18 protein-coding genes and 1 pseudogene are annotated in these 20,199 nt (G+C 55.5%); 17 read left to right on the forward strand and 2 right to left on the reverse strand.

From position 1 onward, the window contains the following. Nucleotides 1-176: 176 nt before the first annotated feature. From PRIO_RS07510 to PRIO_RS36625, 15 genes and pseudogenes are all read left to right on the forward strand, one after another. Nucleotides 177-1,112 (forward strand): adenosylcobinamide amidohydrolase, encoded by a 936-nt coding sequence (locus PRIO_RS07510; protein WP_020432039.1) that lies wholly within the window; start codon nucleotides 177-179, stop codon nucleotides 1,110-1,112. Nucleotides 1,113-1,149: 37 nt separating this feature from the next. Further along, a complete protein-coding gene (cbiB, locus tag PRIO_RS07515; RefSeq protein ID WP_046501718.1) occupies nucleotides 1,150-2,115 on the forward strand; it encodes an adenosylcobinamide-phosphate synthase CbiB in 966 nt (321 codons plus the stop codon). Between the two features lie 7 nt (nucleotides 2,116-2,122). Continuing rightward, nucleotides 2,123-2,950, forward strand: coding sequence for a histidine phosphatase family protein (locus PRIO_RS07520; protein WP_052741423.1), 828 nt, complete (start codon nucleotides 2,123-2,125; stop codon nucleotides 2,948-2,950). Nucleotides 2,951-3,273: 323 nt separating this feature from the next. Beyond that, nucleotides 3,274-4,734: an aminotransferase-like domain-containing protein gene (locus PRIO_RS07525; RefSeq protein WP_020432033.1), complete on the forward strand. Its 1,461-nt coding sequence runs from the start codon at nucleotides 3,274-3,276 to the stop codon at nucleotides 4,732-4,734. 15 nt (nucleotides 4,735-4,749) lie between these two features. Next, nucleotides 4,750-5,751 (forward strand): D-alanine--D-alanine ligase, encoded by a 1,002-nt coding sequence (locus tag PRIO_RS07530; protein ID WP_020432032.1) that lies wholly within the window; start codon nucleotides 4,750-4,752, stop codon nucleotides 5,749-5,751. Between the two features lies 1 nt (nucleotide 5,752). After that, entirely contained in the window at nucleotides 5,753-6,949 is a 1,197-nt protein-coding gene (locus PRIO_RS07535; protein WP_046506544.1) for an aminotransferase class I/II-fold pyridoxal phosphate-dependent enzyme, read from the forward strand. 183 nt (nucleotides 6,950-7,132) lie between these two features. After that, entirely contained in the window at nucleotides 7,133-8,194 is a 1,062-nt protein-coding gene (gene cobT, locus PRIO_RS07540; protein WP_020432029.1) for a nicotinate-nucleotide--dimethylbenzimidazole phosphoribosyltransferase, read from the forward strand. After that, entirely contained in the window at nucleotides 8,191-8,739 is a 549-nt protein-coding gene (gene cobU / locus PRIO_RS07545; RefSeq protein ID WP_020432027.1) for a bifunctional adenosylcobinamide kinase/adenosylcobinamide-phosphate guanylyltransferase, read from the forward strand. The genes cobT and cobU overlap by 4 nt, the downstream gene beginning before the upstream one ends. Next, nucleotides 8,736-9,542 carry an adenosylcobinamide-GDP ribazoletransferase gene (gene cobS / locus PRIO_RS07550; RefSeq protein WP_046501731.1) on the forward strand — a complete coding sequence of 269 codons (807 nt, stop codon included), beginning with the start codon at nucleotides 8,736-8,738 and terminating at the stop codon, nucleotides 9,540-9,542. The genes cobU and cobS overlap by 4 nt, the downstream gene beginning before the upstream one ends. A 103-nt stretch (nucleotides 9,543-9,645) precedes the next feature. After that, the gene (locus PRIO_RS07555) at nucleotides 9,646-11,259 is read left to right on the forward strand and encodes a cobyric acid synthase (RefSeq protein ID WP_046501736.1); all 1,614 of its coding nucleotides are present in this window, start codon (nucleotides 9,646-9,648) and stop codon (nucleotides 11,257-11,259) included. A 2-nt stretch (nucleotides 11,260-11,261) separates the two neighbouring features. Then, nucleotides 11,262-11,588 (forward strand): YnfA family protein, encoded by a 327-nt coding sequence (locus PRIO_RS07560; RefSeq protein WP_020427329.1) that lies wholly within the window; start codon nucleotides 11,262-11,264, stop codon nucleotides 11,586-11,588. Between the two features lie 489 nt (nucleotides 11,589-12,077). Then, on the forward strand, nucleotides 12,078-12,845 hold the full coding sequence (locus PRIO_RS07565; protein WP_020427330.1) for a carbohydrate-binding protein: 768 nt from the start codon (nucleotides 12,078-12,080) through the stop codon (nucleotides 12,843-12,845). A gap of 334 nt (nucleotides 12,846-13,179) precedes the next feature. Then, a complete protein-coding gene (locus tag PRIO_RS36615) occupies nucleotides 13,180-13,332 on the forward strand; it encodes a hypothetical protein (RefSeq protein WP_231869831.1) in 153 nt (50 codons plus the stop codon). Beyond that, a pseudogene (locus PRIO_RS36620) lies at nucleotides 13,322-13,546 on the forward strand (transposase); the annotation flags it as partial. The gene PRIO_RS36615 and the pseudogene PRIO_RS36620, both read left to right, overlap by 11 nt. Nucleotides 13,547-13,589: 43 nt before the next feature. Continuing rightward, complete coding sequence (locus PRIO_RS36625; RefSeq protein WP_231869832.1) at nucleotides 13,590-13,811, forward strand: transposase; 222 nt, start codon at nucleotides 13,590-13,592, stop codon at nucleotides 13,809-13,811. Between the two features lie 131 nt (nucleotides 13,812-13,942). Here the strand turns inward: PRIO_RS36625 and PRIO_RS07575 are convergent, their stop codons facing one another. Then, a complete protein-coding gene (locus PRIO_RS07575) occupies nucleotides 13,943-15,631 on the reverse strand; it encodes a methyl-accepting chemotaxis protein (RefSeq protein WP_020427332.1) in 1,689 nt (562 codons plus the stop codon). Nucleotides 15,632-16,071: 440 nt separating this feature from the next. Between PRIO_RS07575 and PRIO_RS07580 the strand changes: the two genes are divergently transcribed. Further along, nucleotides 16,072-16,797, forward strand: a complete 726-nt coding sequence (locus PRIO_RS07580; protein WP_020427333.1) for a queuosine precursor transporter — start codon at nucleotides 16,072-16,074, stop codon at nucleotides 16,795-16,797. 453 nt (nucleotides 16,798-17,250) lie between these two features. Here the strand turns inward: PRIO_RS07580 and PRIO_RS07585 are convergent, their stop codons facing one another. Then, the gene (locus PRIO_RS07585) at nucleotides 17,251-18,345 is read right to left on the reverse strand and encodes a M24 family metallopeptidase (protein ID WP_020427334.1); all 1,095 of its coding nucleotides are present in this window, start codon (nucleotides 18,343-18,345) and stop codon (nucleotides 17,251-17,253) included. Nucleotides 18,346-18,847: 502 nt separating this feature from the next. Between PRIO_RS07585 and PRIO_RS07590 the strand changes: the two genes are divergently transcribed. Further along, the gene (locus PRIO_RS07590) at nucleotides 18,848-20,125 is read left to right on the forward strand and encodes a PQQ-dependent sugar dehydrogenase (protein WP_020427335.1); all 1,278 of its coding nucleotides are present in this window, start codon (nucleotides 18,848-18,850) and stop codon (nucleotides 20,123-20,125) included. The last annotated feature ends 74 nt before the right edge of the window (nucleotides 20,126-20,199 follow it).

Here is a 20,199-nt window from a genome sequence, read left to right on the forward strand (position 1 = left end):
TTAATTTAAGGTGAATCCCCAAATATGTGCGGATGTGGCCTAATTAAGTATACTTTTTCCAACTAACGTTTGCAGGAACGGCATTTGGCGCCGAATTAGGTGGAGAAATTCCACTTAGGATAGCTGTGTGGTCATGGATAGCTGTAGATTATGAGTGTGAAGGGAGAGGAAATACAATGACTGATGCGCGAAATCCTTTTAATCTCAAGGATGGGGAGACAATGTATGCTTCTGCTGTCTGGCCTGGGCTGATGCTGGAGTGGAAGCCGGGGCATCTGCTGCTGGAATTCCCGGCTGAAGCAGAGGGGCTTTCGAGCGCGGTATACGGCGGGGGCATGGGCCGTCTGAAACGGGCCGTCAACCAGTTCGTCAGCCGCGATTATGAGTGCAGCAATCCGGTGCGCGATATGGAGGATAAATTGCGCGAATGGGGGTACCCGCTGGAAGGTTGCGCCGGGCTGATGACGGCGGTGCCGCTGGAGCATGCTGCGGTTGCGGAGGAGGATACCGGCTCGGCGGGGATTTTCTGCTGCGTGACCGCAGCCTCCGGCAATGCCGCGCGCGCCGGAGTGGCGCGCAACGTGCTGGCGGCTTACCGCCCCGGCACGATCAACATCATGCTGGGCATTGACGGCCGCCTGACTCCGTCCGCGATGGTCAATGCCGTCATGACGGCAGCCGAAGCAAAGGCTGCCGCGCTGGCCGATCTCGGGGTCACAGACCCTGAGAATGGCCTGATTGCAACCGGCACCACTACGGATGCAGTTGTACTCGCAGTGAGCGGGAGCGGGCGCTACGGCGCGGAGCATGTCTACGCCGGAACGGCCACCGACCTGGGCGGAGCCATCGGCCGGCTGGTGTACGCCGCTGTAACGGCGAGCCTCGGTTCAGTAGCGGAAGCCCAAACGGAGAAGGTAAGCGAGAGGCCCAGGGGGGTGGTAAGCGAGAGGCCCAGCAGGGTGGTAGGCGAGAGGCCCAGTGGGGTGGTAAGCGTTAAGCCAAGCGGGAAGACAAGCGGTTGGAGCTCTGCGCCGGAGCCGGTGGATTCACAGTCAGGTCCCGGCGCTGGCTGTTCCCCCGCAGCGGAGCCGGCAAGGAAGGGCAGCCAATGAGCGGTTTGAATTGTAAGCCGCTGCCCGGTGAAGGCCGGTGAAGATTGCTGTTATATTACTTGCAGCCTATGTGCTGGACCGGATAATAGGCGATCCGCGCAGTATTCCCCATCCGGTGGTGCTCATGGGAAAAGCGGTTACCGCCATTGAGCGGCTGATCCGCCGCTTTTGCTCGCAGCCGCGGGCGCTGAAACTTGCGGGAGTGCTGCTCCCGCTGCTGGTAGCAGGCGGAGCCTGGGGACTGACCGCAGTGATCCTCTTGCTGCTGTCCCGCATCGCGCCTTGGCTGGCCTGGGCGGCAGAGGTCTGGCTGATCTCTACAACGATTGCCTCCAAGGGGCTTAAGGATGCCGGGATGGCTGTATATGCCGAGCTGCGCAAGGGGGATATCCCGGCAGCCCGCACAGCGCTCGGCATGATCGTCGGCCGTGACACCACCAAGCTGGAGAGCCCGGATATCGTCCGGGGCACGGTAGAGACAGTGGCGGAGAATATCGTGGACGCGATTATATCGCCGCTTTTTTTCGCGCTGCTGGGCGGAGCGCCGCTGGCCATGGCTTACCGTGCGGTGAATACGCTGGATTCCATGGTCGGCTACAAAAATGACAAATACCGCAATCTCGGCTGGGCCTCCGCCCGGCTCGATGATGTCGCCAATTACATACCGGCCCGGATGACGGCGCCGCTGTTAGTCCTATGCGCCTGGCTGCTGCGTCTGGACTGGCGCAGCAGCTGGCGTATTGTGCGGCGCGATGCCCGCCTCCACCCCAGCCCCAACAGCGGGTTTCCCGAATCGGCTGTAGCCGGAGCACTCGGCATCCGGTTGGGCGGCGAGAATGTATACCACGGCGTGGTCTCGTTCCGCGCCTACATGGGCGATCCCCTGCGGACGATGGAGCCGGAGGATATTATTGTGACTTCACGGATAATGATGCTGTCTTCCGCCATATTTGTCTGCTTGTGTGCAGCCGCTGCCATGCTGTGGCACGGGATGGGGGGCTGACCTGAAGATGGCGAAAACCCAAGCCGGACTGGATTATGAGCCTGAACGGGAACCCGTCGATGAATTGGATACTGCGGATGAATCCAGTTCTGAACATGTGCGGGGTTCCAGTTCTGGCCATAAGCGTGAACTGAATTCTGGCCATGAGCATGACCCGAGCCCTGAGTGTAGGCAAACGGGATTGGGGTGCAATGATCAACCGGAATCAGAGGCTGATTCCGGTCTTGTGCTTGAACTGGTGCTGATCCGCCACGGACATACCCTGTGGAATAAGGAGCGCCGCTATTTGGGCAGCACCGATCTTGCGCTGCTGCCGGAGTCCAGGGCGGAATTGGCTGCGCTCCGGCAGCAGCCGGAGCTTGCCGGGAGCTTCTGGCGGGTATACTGCAGCGATATGCGCAGATGCCGCGAGACCCTGGAACTCATCGCGCCTGCACTTCTGCAAAATGCCATCTATGATTCACGGCTCCGGGAAATGAGCTTTGGCGCGTGGGAAGGTCATACCTATGAACAGCTTCAGTATCTTCCGCAATATCGGAGCTGGATTGATGATCCGGCGGCAAGCACTCCGCCAGGCGGTGAGGCCTGGAGTGAGTTTACTGGGCGCGTGGAGCATTTTGTGTCCGGGCTGCTGCAGGCAGCGGCAGCGGTGCCCGGCTTGAAGAACAGCAGCCATGCGGGGCCTTTGCGGGTGCTGGTTGTGACGCATGGCGGCATCATCCGCCAGCTGCTGGCACGGACCATGGAGGGGCGCAGCTTCCATGACACAGCAGCCCCGCCGCCGGGTACTGCTGCCACAGTAAAGCTGCAGCTTCAGGGAGGGCAAGGGCAATGATCCTCCGGCTATCCGGCTGCTTACAATCTTACAATCAATGAAGCCGAATAGCATCCAATCGAAGCAGCGCAACCACGGGAATTCAGGCGGCATCAAGAAGAAGCCATGATTCAGAAAAAGGCTAATCCACAAGCCGTGTCCACAAATGGGATGACGCAGGAATGCAAAGATTGATGCTGAGGGAGGCCTTAATCGCTGCAGCTGCCAGCAGATGCAGCCGCGCGGAAATAAGTGTAGAACCACAGCGGGAAAAAAATCCCGGGGCTGTGGTTCTTTTTTTACGAAGAAGACTGTGCCATGATAGCTATGGGGGCGATTGAAGCATGTTCAAGGATTTCAGGCTCATTGCCGGCCGGCCGGTATATATACAAGTGAAGGATTACATGAAGCATCTTATGATCAAGGGCGCCCTCCAGGGAGGCCAGAAGCTTCCCTCAACCCGCGAGCTCAGCACTTTGCTGGGCGTCAGCCGCAATTCGGTCATTTCCGCCTACGAGGCACTTGCGGACGACGGATTCACGTATGCGGTGCAGGGCCAGGGAAGCTATGTGGCACAAGGTGCAGCGGCCCAGGCCGGGAACACAGGAGAAGCCGCGTGGACGCTGGACTGGACAGCACGGTTAAGCAGTCAGGCCAAGCTTGCCGAAGAGCTGGATATCATGAAGCGGGGGATACGCGCGGCGAAGGGGACGATTTCTTTTACCAGCATTGCGCCTGATGAAAGCCTGTTCGATCTGGATAATGTGAAACGGGCGTTTCTGGAACGCATGGCGGTGGAAGGCAATGTGCTGCTGAACTATGGTTATGCCAAGGGGTATAAGCCTTTAATAGACTATTTGAAGCAATATATGGAGCACAAAGGCGTGGATATGCGGGGCAAGGACCTGTTGATTACGAACGGGTTTACGGAAGGGTTTGATGTGGTGTTGTCGGCGCTCGGCCGTAAAGCCGGGGCAGTGGTGTGTGAGAATCCTACACATCATACGGCGATTAAGAATATGAAGCTGCACGGCTTTGAGATTGCGGGCGTGCCCATGGAGCGTGACGGCATCCATCTGGGAGAGCTGAAGCGGGCGCTGGAGGCGCGGGAATATGATTGCGCGTATTTTGTCCCCTCTTATCACAATCCAACGGGCATCGTCATGTCTCCCGAAAAAAGGCAGCGGCTCATGAAGCTGATGGCCGAATACAAGGTGCCGGTGATCGAGGACGGCTTCAACGAGGAGCTGCGGTATTCGGGTTCCCACGTGGCTCCTCTGATTGCCGCGGCGGGCGGCGGAAACGGTGTGATCTATCTGGGCAGCTTCTCGAAGGTGCTGTTTCCCGGATTGCGGGTCGGCTGGGTGATTGCGGATCAGGAGCTGATCTACTACCTGGAAAGTGTTAAAAGAGCGCGCAGCATCCATACCTCGACGCTGGATCAATCGATTCTGTACCAATATCTGCTCGGCGGCAATCTGGAGAAATACCTGAAGCGGGCCAGAGCGGAATATAAGCGCAAATACGAGCTGACCCTGGCCTGCTGCCAGGAGCATATTCCGTATGCGTCACTCACGGGGGATGGGGGCCTGCATCTTTTTGCGACATTTGCCGAAGGCTTCAGTACAAGAAAGCTGCTGGACGCATGCCGGGAGCAGGGAGTTATTTTTACGGCGGGAGATATGTTTTATACGAATGGGCAAGGACAAAACACGCTGCGGCTGGGCTTTTCCAGGGTGGCGGATGGGGATATCCTCAAGGGCATTGAGATTATTGGCAGGACCGCACGGCAACTACTGGGATGAAAAGGGGTTAGGAGAATGAAAAAAGTAGGCGTGATCATGGGCGGGGTATCCTCGGAATATGAGGTGTCGCTGAATACGGGCAGGGAAATGCTGAAGCATCTGGACCGCAGCAAATATGAGGGCGTTCCGGTGGTCATTCATTCGCGGGAAGAGCTGGTTGATGCGGTAAAAGGCCTGGACTTCGCGCTGCTCGCCCTCCACGGAGCCTACGGCGAGGACGGAACGGTGCAGGGAACGCTGGAAACGCTGGGTATTCCCTATTCCGGAAGCGGCGTGCTCGCAAGCAGCCTGTGCATGGATAAGCATCTGTCCAAGACCATCATCCGCAGCAAAGGTGTGCACACCCCTGACTGGCTCTGCCTCGACCGGATGGAGGATTTATCGCCTGAAGCGGTGGAGGCTCTTGGTTACCCGGTAATGGTTAAGCCGAACTCAGGCGGCTCCAGCATCGGCATGACAAAGGTGAACAGCAGTGCGGAGCTGCGAAGTGCGGTGGAGAAGGCCTTTGCCGCGGATTGTTCGGTGCTGATTGAGGAATATACCGAGGGCCGGGAAATTACCTGCCCCATTCTCGGAGGAACGCTGCTGCCGGTTATCGGCATCCGTTCGCTTGGGGCGGATTGGTTCGATTACAGCGCCAAATATGAGCTGGGCGGTGCAGAAGAGCGGGTGATTCAGCTGCCTGCAGAGCTTGAGGAACGGGTGCATGCGGCGGCCTTGGCCTGCTATCAGGCGCTGAAATGTACGGTATACGCCCGGGTGGATATGCTGGTGAAGGACGGCATTCCATATGTGCTTGAGGTAAATACACTGCCGGGCATGACCGAAACCAGTCTGCTGCCAAGAAGTGCGCTTGCTGCCGGATATACCTTCAGCGGGCTGCTGGATGAGATCATCTCCGGTTCGCTTGCAGAGCGGCGGGGGATGGAGGCTGCGGTGGACAAACAAGGCCTATTAGGAATCCGAAACATGCAGGAAGAGCTGACAACGAGGCAGGGAGTGATCAATTATGTATAAAATGAAGCCGTTCCTGCCGCGGGAAAAGAGCAGTCTGCTGAGTGAGCGGATTGCTCCGCGTGTGCGGGAGATTGCGCCTTCGGGCATCCGGGCTTTTTTTGATCTCAGTGCGGGTAACAACGAGATTATATCACTTGGGGTAGGTGAGCCCGATTTCACTACGCCTGAGCATATCCGTGCCGCCTGCATCCGTGCCCTGGAACAGGGAGAGACGATGTATACCCCGAATGCCGGCCTGCCGGAGCTGCGGGAGGAAATTGCCCGCTATCAGCAGGAGAGCTTTGGACTGGCGTATGACCCGCGGGACGAGGTGGTGGTAACGGTAGGCAGCAGTGAAGCCCTGGATCTGGCGCTGCGTGCCTTTACCGCTCCGGGGGATGAGGTTATCATTCCTTCTCCGAGCTATATTGCTTATTCGCCCATCGCCTATTTGAACGGAGGAACACTGGTGGAGGTCGAGGCTGCTGCGGAGCAGGGCTTCAAGCTTACTGCCGAGGCATTGCAAAAAGCCATAACCCCGCGTTCCAAGCTGCTGATGGTGAACTTTCCGAATAATCCGACGGGAGCGGTCATGTCTTACGAGGACTGGATGCCCATTGCGGAAATTGTAAAGGCCCATAATCTGATCGTCCTGTCGGATGAAATCTATGCCGAGCTGACCTATGACAGCAGACATGTCAGCATCGCCTCGCTTCCCGGCATGAAGGAGCGGACGATTGTGATCAGCGGCTTCTCCAAAGCCTTCGCCATGACCGGCTGGCGGGTCGGCTATGCCTGCGGGAACCGCGAGCTGCTGGCCGCGATGCTCAAAATCCATCAATATACCGCAATGTGCGCACCGGTCCTGGGCCAGATTGCCGCGGTGGAATCGCTGCGCCATGGATTGCCCGACAAAGACTATATGAAGGAATGCTTCCGGCAGCGCCGTTCGCTGTTCGTTGAGGGGCTCAGATCCATCGGGCTGCATTGCCATGAGCCGCAGGGGGCATTTTATGCCTTTCCTTCCATCAGGCATACCGGGATGAAGTCGGAGGATTTTGCGCTGCGGCTGCTGCGGGAAGCAGGAGTTGCAGTTGTGCCGGGCCATGTGTTCGGAACGGGCGGAGAAGGACATCTCCGCTGCTCCTATGCGGCTTCCCCCGCAAAGCTGACCGAAGCGCTGGAGCGGCTGGAAGGCTTCATGAAGGTAAAAATGTAATTGTAAGATCAATCGCTATCCCCTATAATCCTTAAGGAAGAAATAGGGAGTTGTGACGGAATAGCTGGCGCAGCCGCAGCAGAGTGCCCTCTTCTTCAGGGAAGAGGGCACTCTGCTGCGTTAGTTGTATGAATTGGGTTGGAGCTTCAATTTCAATCCAAAAAACACACAGGAGGCTATATGATGATCTCAGCAATTGTAGAAGTAACGGGGCCGATTGCTCCGCCGGATGAACAAGCGGCACTGCGGGCGGTACTCCGTCTGAACAGTCTGACCAAGCCCCCGGGAAGCCTCGGGCAGCTGGAAGCGCTGGCCGTCCGCCTGGCGGGCATTTCGAAGACGGAGCAGCCCAGCTATGGGACACGCACTGTTGTTGTAATGGCTGCCGACCATGGGGTGTGCTCTGAGGGAGTCAGCGCTTTTCCGCAGGAGGTTACGGTGCAGATGGCCTATAATTTCCTCAGCGGAGGGGCGGCAGTCAATGTGCTGGCCCGCCAGGCCGGGGCAAGCGTGCAGTTCGTCGATATCGGTATCCAAGCAGAGCTTGAACACCCGGAACTGATCAACCGCAAAGTACGGCCGGGAACGGACAACATGGCCGCAGGACCGGCTATGAGCCGGGAAGAGGCTCTTGAGGCAGTACTTGTGGGTGTAAAAGTTGCCCAGGAAGCGATAAAAAGCGGAACAGAGATTTTGATCACTGGTGAAATGGGCATCGGCAACACCACAGCCAGCGCTGCCATTCTGTGCGCACTGGGAGGTCTCCCGCCGGAGGCGGCGGTTGGACGCGGAACAGGGATCAACGATGAACGGCTGCTGCACAAAATTGAAGTTGTGGAGCGCGCGCTGCGGGTGAACGCCCCGAATCCGGCAGACCCGGTCGATGTGCTCTCCAAAGTAGGCGGACTTGAGATTGCCGGATTGGCCGGGCTTATTCTTGGGGCCGCTGCCGCCCGCGTTCCCGTCATTCTTGACGGGTTCATCTCCGGCGCAGCCGCATTGGTCGCCAAAGCCATTGCCCCCGAGTCCACAGCGTATATGATCGCTTCCCATGTATCGAACGAGCAGGGCCACAAGCTGATGCTGGAGTGTCTGGGACTGGAAGCGCTGCTTGATCTGGGGCTGCGGCTGGGTGAGGGAACGGGAGGCGTGCTCTCTCTTCACCTGATTGAAGCGGCCAGCCGCATCATGACCGAGATGGCTACCTTCGAAAGCGCGGGAGTTTCGGGGGCTGAGGGGAAATGAGCATTCTTGTAACCGGTGGGGCGCGCAGCGGGAAAAGCGGTTTTGCCGAGCAGCTGGTGTTCTCCCTGGCGGATCAGGCCGTATATGTGGCTACCGGACAAGCCTTTGATGAAGAAATGAAGGCCCGGATTGCCCTGCACCGCAAGCTTCGTGAAGAGAGCGGCGGCGCATGGGAGATGCTGGAGGAGCCGCTTGAGCTGCCTGAACTCCTGGACCGCCTTTCCGGCGGCAAGGCGGTGCTTGTGGATTGCCTGACGCTGTGGCTCTCCAATGTCCTGCTGGCCGTGGAGGATCAGGAAGACAGACAGGAACGGGTGGTGCGGGAACTTTCCCGGCTGGAGCGGAGTGTAGCTTCCTTTCGCGGCACGCTGGTGCTGGTGACGAACGAGGTGGGTGACGGCATTGTGCCGGAATACCCGCTTGGCCGGCTGTACCGGGATTTGGCCGGACGGATGAATGCGCTGCTGGCCCGGCAGTGCGGGCAGGTTTTTCTGGTTACTGCCGGGATTCCGGTTGAGCTGAAGAGCCGGGAGTACCGGTTATGAGCGTGCGGGGGGATGCTGCGGCTGCTTTTCAGTTTCTTTCACGCTTCCCGGTTAAGGGGGGCGGGGATTTCTCCCGCGAGCTGCTGCAGCGCAGCGTGGTGTATTACCCTGCGGTTGGCGCAGCCATCGGGTTAAGTGCGGCATTAGGCGCAGGCGTTGCGGCCTGGCTGCTGCCTGCCTGGCCTGCCGCCATCATCACCCTGATCCTGTGGGTGTGGCTGACGGGCGGCTTGCATCTGGACGGCTGGATGGACTGCGCGGATGGGCTGCTCAGCTACCGCACGCGGGAGCGGATGCTGGAGATTATGAAGGACAGCCGCATTGGGGCCATGGGGGTGCTGGCCTGCATGCTGCTCCTGCTGCTGAAGGCCTCGCTGCTGGCGGCATTCCTCGAAGGCGGCTCCTGGACGGAGCTGCCGCTGCTTCTGCTGCCGCCGGTCTGGAGCCGCTGGTACATGGTGCGGGTCATGGTCCGCTACCCGCTTGCCCGCGGCGATGACGGCCTGGCCGCCAGCTTCAAGGGCGTGCCTGCCCGGCAGGAGCGGCGCACCCTGCTGCTGGCGGCGCTGCTCTCGCTGGCCGCAGCCGCCGCACCGCTGGCGCTGGGCGCGGGCGAAGTCTGGCCGCAGCTGCTGGCAGCGGCCATCCTGGCCCCGGCGCTGGCGCTGGCCTGCGGCACGCTCGCTGCGCGGCGGGTCCGCAGCCGGCTCGGCGGGCTCACCGGCGACGTGTACGGCGCGCTGAACGAGCTGCTGGAGGCGCTGCTGCTGCTCCTGCTGGTGCTGCTGCAGCATAACCTGTAGCGCGCGCCAACCCACAGGATAAGCTATACCGGTGACCGCTTATCCACATATACAACTGCTTCGCCTGTACGCCGGCAGCAGGAATATAACAAGGAGGCTTGGCATGGAAGATCAAGCAGCAGCAACACAAAGGAAGCCGCAGCCTGCGGCCGTGCTGATGATCCAGGGCACGGCCTCGGATGTCGGGAAGAGTCTGGTGACCGCGGCCATCGGGCGGATTATGACCCGGGACGGATACCGCACGGCACCGTTTAAGTCGCAGAACATGGCGCTGAATTCCTATGTTACTGAGGACGGCAGGGAAATTGGCCGTGCCCAGGGTATGCAGGCCGAAGCGTTCGGCATTACCGCCACCACGGACATGAATCCGATTCTGCTGAAGCCCTCAGGCGAGATGAGTGCCCAGATTGTGGTGCACGGCGTGCCGCATACAGCGCTGAGTGCGCGCGAATACCGGGAGAAGTTTCTGCCCGAAGCTAAAAGCACGGTGATGGATGCGCTTGGACGGCTGCGGGCGGCCTATGATATCGTGCTGATGGAAGGCGCAGGCAGTCCGGCGGAAATCAACCTGAAGGCCAGGGACATCGTCAATATGAACCTCGCAGGCTGGGCGGATGCTCCGGTACTACTGGTTGCCGACATCGACAGAGGGGGTGTGTTTGCCTTTCTGGTCGGCACGCTGGAGCTGTTGGAGCCGCATGAACGGGCCCGTGTCAAAGGCTTCATCATCAATAAGTTCCGCGGCGACCTGTCGCTGCTGCAGCCCGGACTCGATTGGCTGGAGCAGCGGACAGGCATCCCGGTGCTCGGGGTGCTGCCTTTTCTTCCGCGCCTGCGGATTGAAGCCGAGGATTCCGTGGTTCTGGAAGGAACCTCGGGCCGTCTGCATGCGGAACGGGGGAAAGAGCTGGATGTCGCCGTTATCCGCTACCCGAGAATCTCTAACTTCACCGATTTTGATCCGCTGGAGGACGAACCGGATACGGCTGTGCGTTATGTAAGCACCGCTGTAGAGCTGGGGACACCGGATGTCATCATCCTGCCGGGCACGAAGAACACAGCCGCCGATCTGGATTATCTGCGGGAGCAGGGCTTCCCGGAAGCTATCGCAGCCGCGCTGAACCAGGGAACCCGGCAGCTTGCAGGAATTTGCGGAGGATACCAGATGCTGGGCTTGAAGCTTCTTGATCCGCATGCTGTAGAAAGTGCAGAACCCGGCGAAAGGGAGGGACTTGGGTTTTTGCCGCTGTCGACCTCTTTTCTGCGGCAGAAGACCACCGTCCGTGCCACCGGCCTGCTGGCTCAGGATCATCCGCTGCCACTCTACGGCGGGGAAGCGGCTTCCGCTACGGCAGCAGAGCTGCCCGTGGAAGGATACGAAATCCATATGGGCACAACCACAAACCATGACCCTGCATCGGTCAGAAGCCTTTTCCAGCTGAAAGGACCGGATGGAAGTATGCAGCAAGAAGGCTGGGGAACGCCGGAAGGACGGGTCTGGGGAACCTATCTGCATGGATTGTTTCATAATGATGCCTTGCGCAGAGCCTGGCTTGACGGCCTGAGGCAATCTAAAGGACTTGCACCGCTGGGGCAGACTTTCTCGGCAGCGGCGCTGCGCGAGCAGGAGTTCGACCGGCTGGCGGATACCGTGCGCGCGAGCCTTGACATGGCTGCCATCTATGAGATCATGGGTGTATCTCAGCAAGGGAGGTAACCATGGTCATTGCGATTCTGCTCTTTATTGTTGCCGGCCTGGCCGAAATTGGCGGCGGCTACCTGGTCTGGCTGTGGCTGCGGGAAGCACGGCCGCTCTGGTATGGAATGGTTGGAGCGCTGATCCTCGTGGCGTACGGCATCATTCCCACCCTGCAGAAGTTTCCTTCCTTCGGCAGGGTCTATGCCGCCTATGGCGGCGTGTTCATCGTGCTGGCCGTGCTGTGGGGCTGGCTGGTCGATAAAAAAACACCCGATCTCTATGACTGGCTGGGTGCCGGCATATGTGTAATCGGCGTGTCTGTCATTTTGTGGGCGCCAAGACATTGAGCGGCGGGCAGGCTGCGCCCGGCATCATTCTATTGCAGTTTCTGCAGCAGATGCGGCATAAATCGGCTAAAAACTCAATCTGTTAAAGCAAGCAGCCAATGACCAAAAACGCAAAGCAGCGATTCTCCAGTAACGGGAGAGTCGCTGCTTTGCTCAATTTTTGTGGTTTTAAGAATGAAGAAAGCTATCACAGTCAAAGAAATCTACTTTTGGGACAGCCCCTTCTACATTTCTCCCATTGCCTCCGCTGCGCCCGCTGGTCATTAGGGATGAAGCTCTGTCCAGGAATAGCCTCCGTCCGCTGTGCTCCAGAGATATTCTTATGTTCAAAAGATTACATAAATGTGCAAACGATTGCCATTACGGGTTTTCCGTCAAAACTAATAATATCCATTTAATCAAAATTTAACATAAAATAGGTTTACTATTGGTACATTATATGGTATATTTATCCTGAATTTCATACCAAAAAAAAGGAGATGTCGTAAAATGTTCAAGAAGATGAATAAGAGTTTATCGATTTTGGTTTTGGCAGCTGTTTTTGTGCTAACGTTTGCGCAATCTGTCTTTGCCAGTGACCAGCCTGTTCAACTGACTTCAGCCAATCTATATCTTTACAAGTTTGGATACGTTGGATTCAGCGGCAATATCGAAGTAAGCAACCTGGGCAACCCAAAAACTGTAACTATTCACTATACTCCTGGAGACGGTCAGTGGTATGATACGAACGCCTCTTATCAAGGCCCAACGGACTCCACGCATGAAAAATGGAGTTTTATAGTTTCCACCGATAACATTAGCAATAATAATCCGCAGCTCACAAATGCCCAAACGATTCAATTTGCAATTAAGTATGAAGTCAATGGACAAACTTATTGGGACAATAACAACGGACAAAACTATTCCGTCAGCCGTTTTAATGAAAGTTCAACCATTCTTGGTAAACCGAACGTTTTTCGCGCTTACGATGATTTATATGAGAACACATTCTCGGGTAGTGTATATGTCAAAAATTTAGTCTCCAGCAAAGAGGTTAAAATCAAATATACAACCGATAACTGGAATACAACCAGGGAAGGGTTCGCCAGCTACTCCATACCGGCGAACTCCGATGGCAGCGTAGAAATCTGGGGTTTCAGCTTTAATAATATTGACCCAAGTGTTACGCAAATTCAGTACGCTATCTCCTACACCGCAAATGGACAAACGTATTGGGATAATAATTACGGGAACAACTACACAGTAAATCGCCGTTAATACAGAAATATATCCGTGAACTTAATGCTCTTCCCCTTGTTTAAAACGGACTTTTTGGGCTGTCCCAAAAGCCATGAAATGGCTGCTTGGGACAGCCCCTTATTTTGGAATAGGATCAAAGTGAGCCCTTGGGTGGACGCTCCGCGAACGGACCGTTGTTCCAATCGCTGTTGTCCCCAGATTTTATTTATTCTCCTTAGCGGTGAAAATCCGGGGACAAAGGCGACCGCTCCCGCTTTTCCACAATCGTTCCGTCCTCTCCGCAATATACCATGGACCAACTTTGCTAGCCAATGGATCTGGAAGAAGATATTCCAGAAAGAACCTCCCTTTCATGTGGCTGGCCGGACGGCAACGCCCCAACTTTCGCACGCTGAATCGCTTCCGTTCCCAGCGAATGAGGAATGTCCTTGAAACGGTATTTACAGCCGTGCTTCAGTTTGCCCAAGAACAAACCACTGAAAAAAGCGGTTCGGATGTTGCGTAAGGATTTGCTGCAAATCGGGACCGAAAACCAATTTATTTTAGCCTACAGTTTACATCAAAGACCGACCGACACCCGCTGTTTAGAGCCGCATATGGAAAAAGTGCAGCAGATCCTCGGACAATTGCCAAAGACAGTCATTGCGGATGCAGGCTACGGCAGTGAAGAAAACTACGCCTATCTGGAAAAGAAAGAGATTCAGGCGGTGGTAAAGTACGGCAGCTACCATAAGGAAAAGAGTAAAGCCTGGAAAGCAAACGTTGGTAAAATCGAGTACTGGACATACAACACAGCCGAGGATCACTGGACGTGCCCAGCCGGAAAGTGTATTTGGACAACTGAAGAACAACCGGGGGTTCCGGCGATTTCTGCTTCGCGGCATGGAGAAAGTGATGCTAGAAGTCGGTTGGCTTTCGCTCGCCCATAATCTATTGAAGCAAGCTGTAATGGACCAAAAACAGAAAGCAGCGATTCTCCAATAACGGGAGGATCGCTGCTTTTTTAACATTTGAAGCTTTTGAGAAATTTGAGAATCTGACTCGTCAGTAGAATATCTACTTTTGGGACAGCCCCTTTATGCTTGCTGTTGCGGCGGACTCGCGGGTACGCCGGACTATATTTTGAACTGCTGTACGGCTTGCTGAAGTTTCACGGCCTGTTGGTACAAATGCTCTACGGTTTGCGCATGAACCTCCAGCTCCTGGCGCTGGCGTTCGGAGTTGGCGGCGAGGGTATCGGCATTTTGCCGGGACTTGGAAGTGATCTGGGCCGTTTCCTCTACAGAAGCGCTGACCTCCTCGGTGCCTGCCGAAATCTGCTGTGTGGCGGCGGATACGGACTGAATGCTGTGGTTAATGCTCTGAATCAGAATCAGCAGATGGCTAAAAGCATTTCCGGCTTCGGCCACTTTGCCCACCCCGGAAGCCACCTCGGCGTTCACGTGATTCATTTCTTCCACCGACCGGTTCATATCCTCCTGCAGGCTGAGCAGGAACTCACGGATTTGCTCATTGGATTCCTTGGATTGCTCGGACAGCTTGCGGACCTCCCCGGCAACCACCGCAAAGCCGCGGCCATGCTCGCCCGCCCGCGCGGCTTCTATCGAAGCATTCAGCGAGAGCATTTGAATTTGCTTGGTGATTTCCGTAATGCCCTGGACAACCTCACCGATCTGCAGCGAACGCTCGTTCATAATGCGGAACTGCTCCAGTGATTTCACAGAAGCCTCTGCCACCTGGCGCATCTGCTCGACGGCGCTTTGGGCTATGTCGTTTCCGCCTGTTGCCTCTTCAGAAGCCTCGATAATCTGTTCGGTAACCTCACCGGCCGCTGAAGCAATATGCTGGATGCCGGTATTAATCTCATCCATGGCCCGGGAATTATCCTGCGCACTGCCCGCAATGGCAGCACTGCCTTTGCCGATCTCAGCAACGGACAGGGAGGATTGTTCAGCCATTCCGTTCAGAATGTCGGTGCGGCCCTTCAGATCATTGGAGTCTGCGACCACGATACTGGAGGTATCCAGCACCTGTCCGATCATCTCCTTCAGCTGCTGGCTCATGGTCCGGAAGCTCTCGGCGAGCTGGCCTACCTCGTCACTGCCTTTAATCTCCAGCTGCTGGGTGAAATCGCCGCCTGCCAGCTTGTTGCTGTAGGCCGCAAGCTGTGTGATCGGGTGGGTAATTCTGCGGGTCATAAGCAGCGCAGAGCCCACACCGACGATCAGTACGGCCAAAGTGATTCCGGCGCTGGTCCACAGGATACTGCTCATTTTATCTTTGACAAAAGCGACATCCGAACTTGCCCCGATGACCATCGTAGTGCCGGGAACACCGACATACGCGGTCTTATGTATACCATGACTGTCACTATAGATTTCACTGAGTCCGGCCTTTCCTTTGGCGGCCTGTTCCATGGCTGGCTGGACCTCGATGCTCTCATCCGGCTTCAGCCCGGCTCCGTGATCTGCGGTCAGCACGGTGGCTTTGCCTTCCTTCAAATCGATGAGAAAGATGGTTTCCAGATCATGCTGTTTTCGTTTATCCTGGAAATAAAATTCGAGCGTTGTCCTCGATTGCTCGTTTTTGTTCAGAGTCTGCTGGGCATGTGTCGCATTCATATTTTTATAAATGTCCTGGGCGGCGGATGTCAGAAGCTTGTTGATCTGCGGCATGACATAGCTGTTGATGGTATTGATGGATATGAAATAAAAGCTGGTACTTAGTAGAACAGACGAGAGCAGCAGAACGACGAACAGCAAACGTGTAAATTTACGGCTGATTGATTTCTTGACTTGAAACATTTCATTCTCTCCTTATCCTTCAATTGCATCCTTCTAACCCGATGTCAATGTTTTGTGGGCCGGTAAGCAGCGATATATTCCGTAGGTATTGGTCATATATTAAGCTATCATTTCCGGGAATGTGATTGATAACTATTCTATAGAATTAACCTCCGGTTGAATAGTGAAAATTTGCTTAATCCTGAAGAATTTTCAGAAAATATATGAATAATTGACGAATCCTTTGTTTATTTAGCGAAAAAAGATGAATCTTACGTCTTTTCATGAAAATTTAAAATTTCATAGCATGTTAGCTTTGATTGTGGTAGAGTAATCTTTTGTTCATATAGAACAGTTATACGTTCTTTGTAGGACGGTTTAATTGTTTCTGCTTGTCCAAAGCGGAACGCCGCGGTTCGTAACCATCCCGCGTAACCAAAACTAGGAGGAGTTACTGATTCATGTTTAATTTGTTGTGGGGAATTTTGTTCGTAGTTGTCAACTTTGGCTTCTATCTGCTCTGCTACCGGCTTTTCGGCAAAAAAGGCCTGTATGCTTGGGTCGGCGTGGCAACGGTCATCGCCAACATTCAGGTCGCCAAAACCATTGCCATGCCGTTCGATATTGTAATGACGCTGGGCAACACCATGTATGTCACGCTCTATATGACCAGTGACCTGCTGAATGAGAAATACGGGCGTGCCGAGGCGCGGCATGCGGTATGGTTTGGCTTTTTCACACTGCTGATGACCACCGCGATTATGCAGATGGTACTTCTGTTCGAGCCGCAGGAAACGGATATCGCCCAGTCTTCGCTGGAGACCATTTTTGGTCTGATGCCGCGGCTGGCGCTGGGCAGCCTTACCGCCTATTTTATCAGCCAGTTCCTTGATGTCCGGCTTTATGCCTGGATTCGCAAATATTACAGCAGCTCGCGCCAGCTCTGGGTCCGCTCTAACGGCAGCACGATGGTCAGTTCTTTTGTCGATACGCTGGTCTTCTGCACGATTGCCTTCGCCGGAACCTATGACCTCAGGGTGTGGACTGAGATTTTGCTGACTACTTATGTTGTAAAGTTTCTGCTCACCGGGGCCGGAACGCCGATTTTGTACATTGCCCGTTCCTTCAAGTTTGCGGAGGATGAACAGCCTGTTCATACCTCTCCTGATACACGCAGCGTTTCCTGAGGTCTTGCTCAAGAAGCACCGGTTTAATTAGTCAAAATAAAAAGCAGCAGCCAGTTCTTTACGGAGCCGGTCTGCTGCTTTTTTGATTAAAAGCCGGCGAATCAGCCGGTCCAGATACCCTTATTCCTACTAGTGCTTTCTCATCAGCTTTTTTTGCAAATGCTAGTTGGAAAAAGGGAACTTATTTCTCCCTGAAAATCAACTATTATGAGATTTAAGTGGAAAAAGGAAACTTAATTGGGCAGTATTACGCTGTTAGAGGCGGAATGAGCTATATTAGTTGGCCTTTTTCCACTTCCCCCTGCTGAAAATAGGTTACACAAGCAAATTAGTGCCCCTATTTCCACTTGGTATTGCCGAAGGATTCGTATAAGGTTCTACGCCTGTCCGTAGGCAGCACACACGGGAAATACGCACAGTCTGCGGGAAAATGCTGGTACTGGAAGCCGCTAACTATAAATGCAGCACCGTCAGCGCTTTGGACATGGTTGTCAGCGTCTGCGGGCCTTCCGGCGTAATCCAGACATCGTCTTCGATCCGCACACCGCCCAGACCGGCCACATAAATGCCCGGCTCCACGGTGAATACGTTGCCGGTTTCAATGAAATCCCCGTTCATGCCATGCAGCGAGGGATACTCATGCGTGTCCATGCCGAGGCCGTGACCGACCCGGTGTATAAAATACTCGCCGTAACCGGACGCTTCAATCACCTCACGTGCTGCACGGTCCACCGAGCCGAAGGTCGCGCCGGCGCGGGAAGCGGCGATGCCCGCTTCATTGGCTGCGAGCACTGTGTTGTAGATTTCAACCAGCTTGGGATGCGCTTCTTCCACAGCGAAGGTGCGGGTGATGTCCGAAGCGTAGCCTGCGGCGTATACACCCAGGTCGAACATCAGAAAGTCTCCCGGCTGAATAATACGGCTGCCCGGCACACCGTGCGGCAAGGCGGTATTCGGGCCGGAGAGAACCATGGTGTCGAAGGAGGGGCCGGATGCGCCCACCTTTTTCATCAGATACTCCAGCTCGGCAACCAGCTCGATTTCACTAACCCCCGCTTTGACATGGGTGAGGCCTTGGCGGAGCACCTCCTCCACCAGCTCGGCGGCATGCTTCATCCGGCTGACCTCATCCGGCGTTTTTTTCGCGCGCATGGACCGCAGCAGATGGCCGATATCGCGGAAGGCATCCGCAGGAACCGCTTCGGCCAGCTGCTCATAACGGTTAACGGTGAAGTGCTCCTTCTCAATGCCCACAGTTCCCGGCTTAGAGCCTGCAAAACATGACTTCAACAGCTCATACGGATTGTCCGTATCGCTGTGCGTCAGAATCTTAGTCACCGAGGAGGCGGCATGGGCCGCTTCGGCATCAAGCGCGGGAACGATCAGCACCGGCTCCCCGCCGCGGATCAGCAGCAGTCCCAGAAAACGCTCATGCGGATTGCTGGCAAATCCGGTCAAATAATAGACATGCTTCGGATCGGTAACGAGCAGCGCGTCCAGGCCCCCGCCGGCCATTCCCTGCTCCAATGTGGATAGAGCCTCATTCATTTCAGTTGTTCCCCTTTCGGATTCACGTTACAAAGCAACGCTCTCATTATAGATCATAACCCGGTAGGGTGCACGCGCAGGAAAATGAGGTGGTCCCTGGTTTATGACCAGGGGGTGCGGGGTAATAGGTGCCACAACCGTTTTACGGCTAGGCAGTGGCATAGAGCAGAATACGCAATTTTAATGCCGGGCGGGCTGTTTGCTTTTTAACTATCTATCCGCCCGCGTCTAGCCGTAACTGTATTCCATACAACTAAAGTGAATGTTTTTATGTCCAAACCTGAGTTTATTGCACTTCGTACAATTAAAAAGCCTCCAATGGGCTGAAATCAGGCCAAACGCTATTTTAGTTGTACGAAATACACTTAGCGCTGTCATGAGGCGGTTTTGCCTTCTTTTAACTGCACATAATACACATAATACATTTAACATACCTGCGTGAAAAGTTTGGTTTCCCGGGCTCCATCCGCACCCGGAATTTTATCCTGTAGGAGGTTATATTATGTTTCGTAAAAAAAGCCTTACCCGCATTTGGCTGCTAGGCGGCTCATGCATTATAGGGGCCGGACTGCTGAGCGCCTGCATGAATTCTGCCTCACCGGAGGTTAACGAAACCGGAATGGGCGCCAGGGGCAACCGCCCTGCGATGACACCTTCTCCATCCGCCAATTCCGAGTCGGTGCCATCAGCAGCCGAACCGACAGAAGGCGGAGGGGGGAACCCGGAGAATTCGCAGCCGGCCTTATCTTCTTCGGCCTTTCCGTACACGGCCCAAACACTGGCCAGCGGTTTGAATGTTCCATGGGAGATGGCCTTCGCGCCGGATGGGCGGATTTTTTTCACCGAACGGCCCGGCACCTTGCGTTTATTTGAAGAAGGTGAGCTGAGGAAGAATCCGCTGCTGGAGCTCCCGGCGCCTTTTATCAGCGAAGGCGAAGGCGGGCTGTTGGGTTTTGCGCTGGATCCGGCTTTTGAAGACAACGGTTTCGCTTATGCCTACCATTCATACCGCAGTGCCAGCGGCGGCGTGGAGAACCGGGTGCTGCGGTTAAGCATCAGCGGGAGCAAGGCGGAGATCGACAAGGTTCTGCTGGACGGCATTCCCGGTGATGCCAACCACAACGGCGGACGGATCAAATTCGGGCCTGACGGTTATCTGTACATCACTACCGGCGAAAAGTATGAGCCGGAGCTGGCGCAGGATCAGGAGAGCCTGGGCGGCAAAATCCTGCGCATTTCCAAAGACGGCTCCATCCCGGCGGATAATCCGTTCCTTGACTCTCCCGTCTACAGCCGGGGGCACCGCAATCCGCAGGGGCTGGCCTGGCAGCCGCAGAGCGGAGTTCTCTACAGCTCGGAACACGGCCAATCCAGCCATGACGAGATCAACATTATTGAGGCCGGGAGCAATTATGGATGGCCGCTGATCGAAGGCGATGAGGCCGGAACCGGGAGGGGGGAGCAGATGAAGCTTCCGCTGCTGCATAGCGGGGAGGAGACCTGGGCGCCGTCAGGAATGGCTTTTATTACCCAGGGGCCATGGAGCGGGGAGCTGCTTGTGGCGAATCTGGCCGGACAACAGCTGCTTCATGTTTCACCGGGTACGGGAGATAAGAAACCTTCGGCGGAAGCTTTGTTTCAGGGAAAATGGGGGCGTATCCGCAACGTGGCCGAAGGGCCGGACGGCACGCTCTACGTGATGACCAATAACCGGGATGGCAGAGGCAGCCCTGGCACAGCGGACGATCAGCTGATCGCTTTGAAGCCCAATTGGAAGTGAGCAGCTCAGCTGCTCTCTTTTTTTTGCTGAAATGATAGAAATCTCAATAGTCCTTCTCTTTTATGTACATTCAG

It is taken from the genome of Paenibacillus riograndensis SBR5, assembly GCF_000981585.1.
GTDB lineage: Bacteria > Bacillota > Bacilli > Paenibacillales > Paenibacillaceae > Paenibacillus_AQ > Paenibacillus_AQ riograndensis.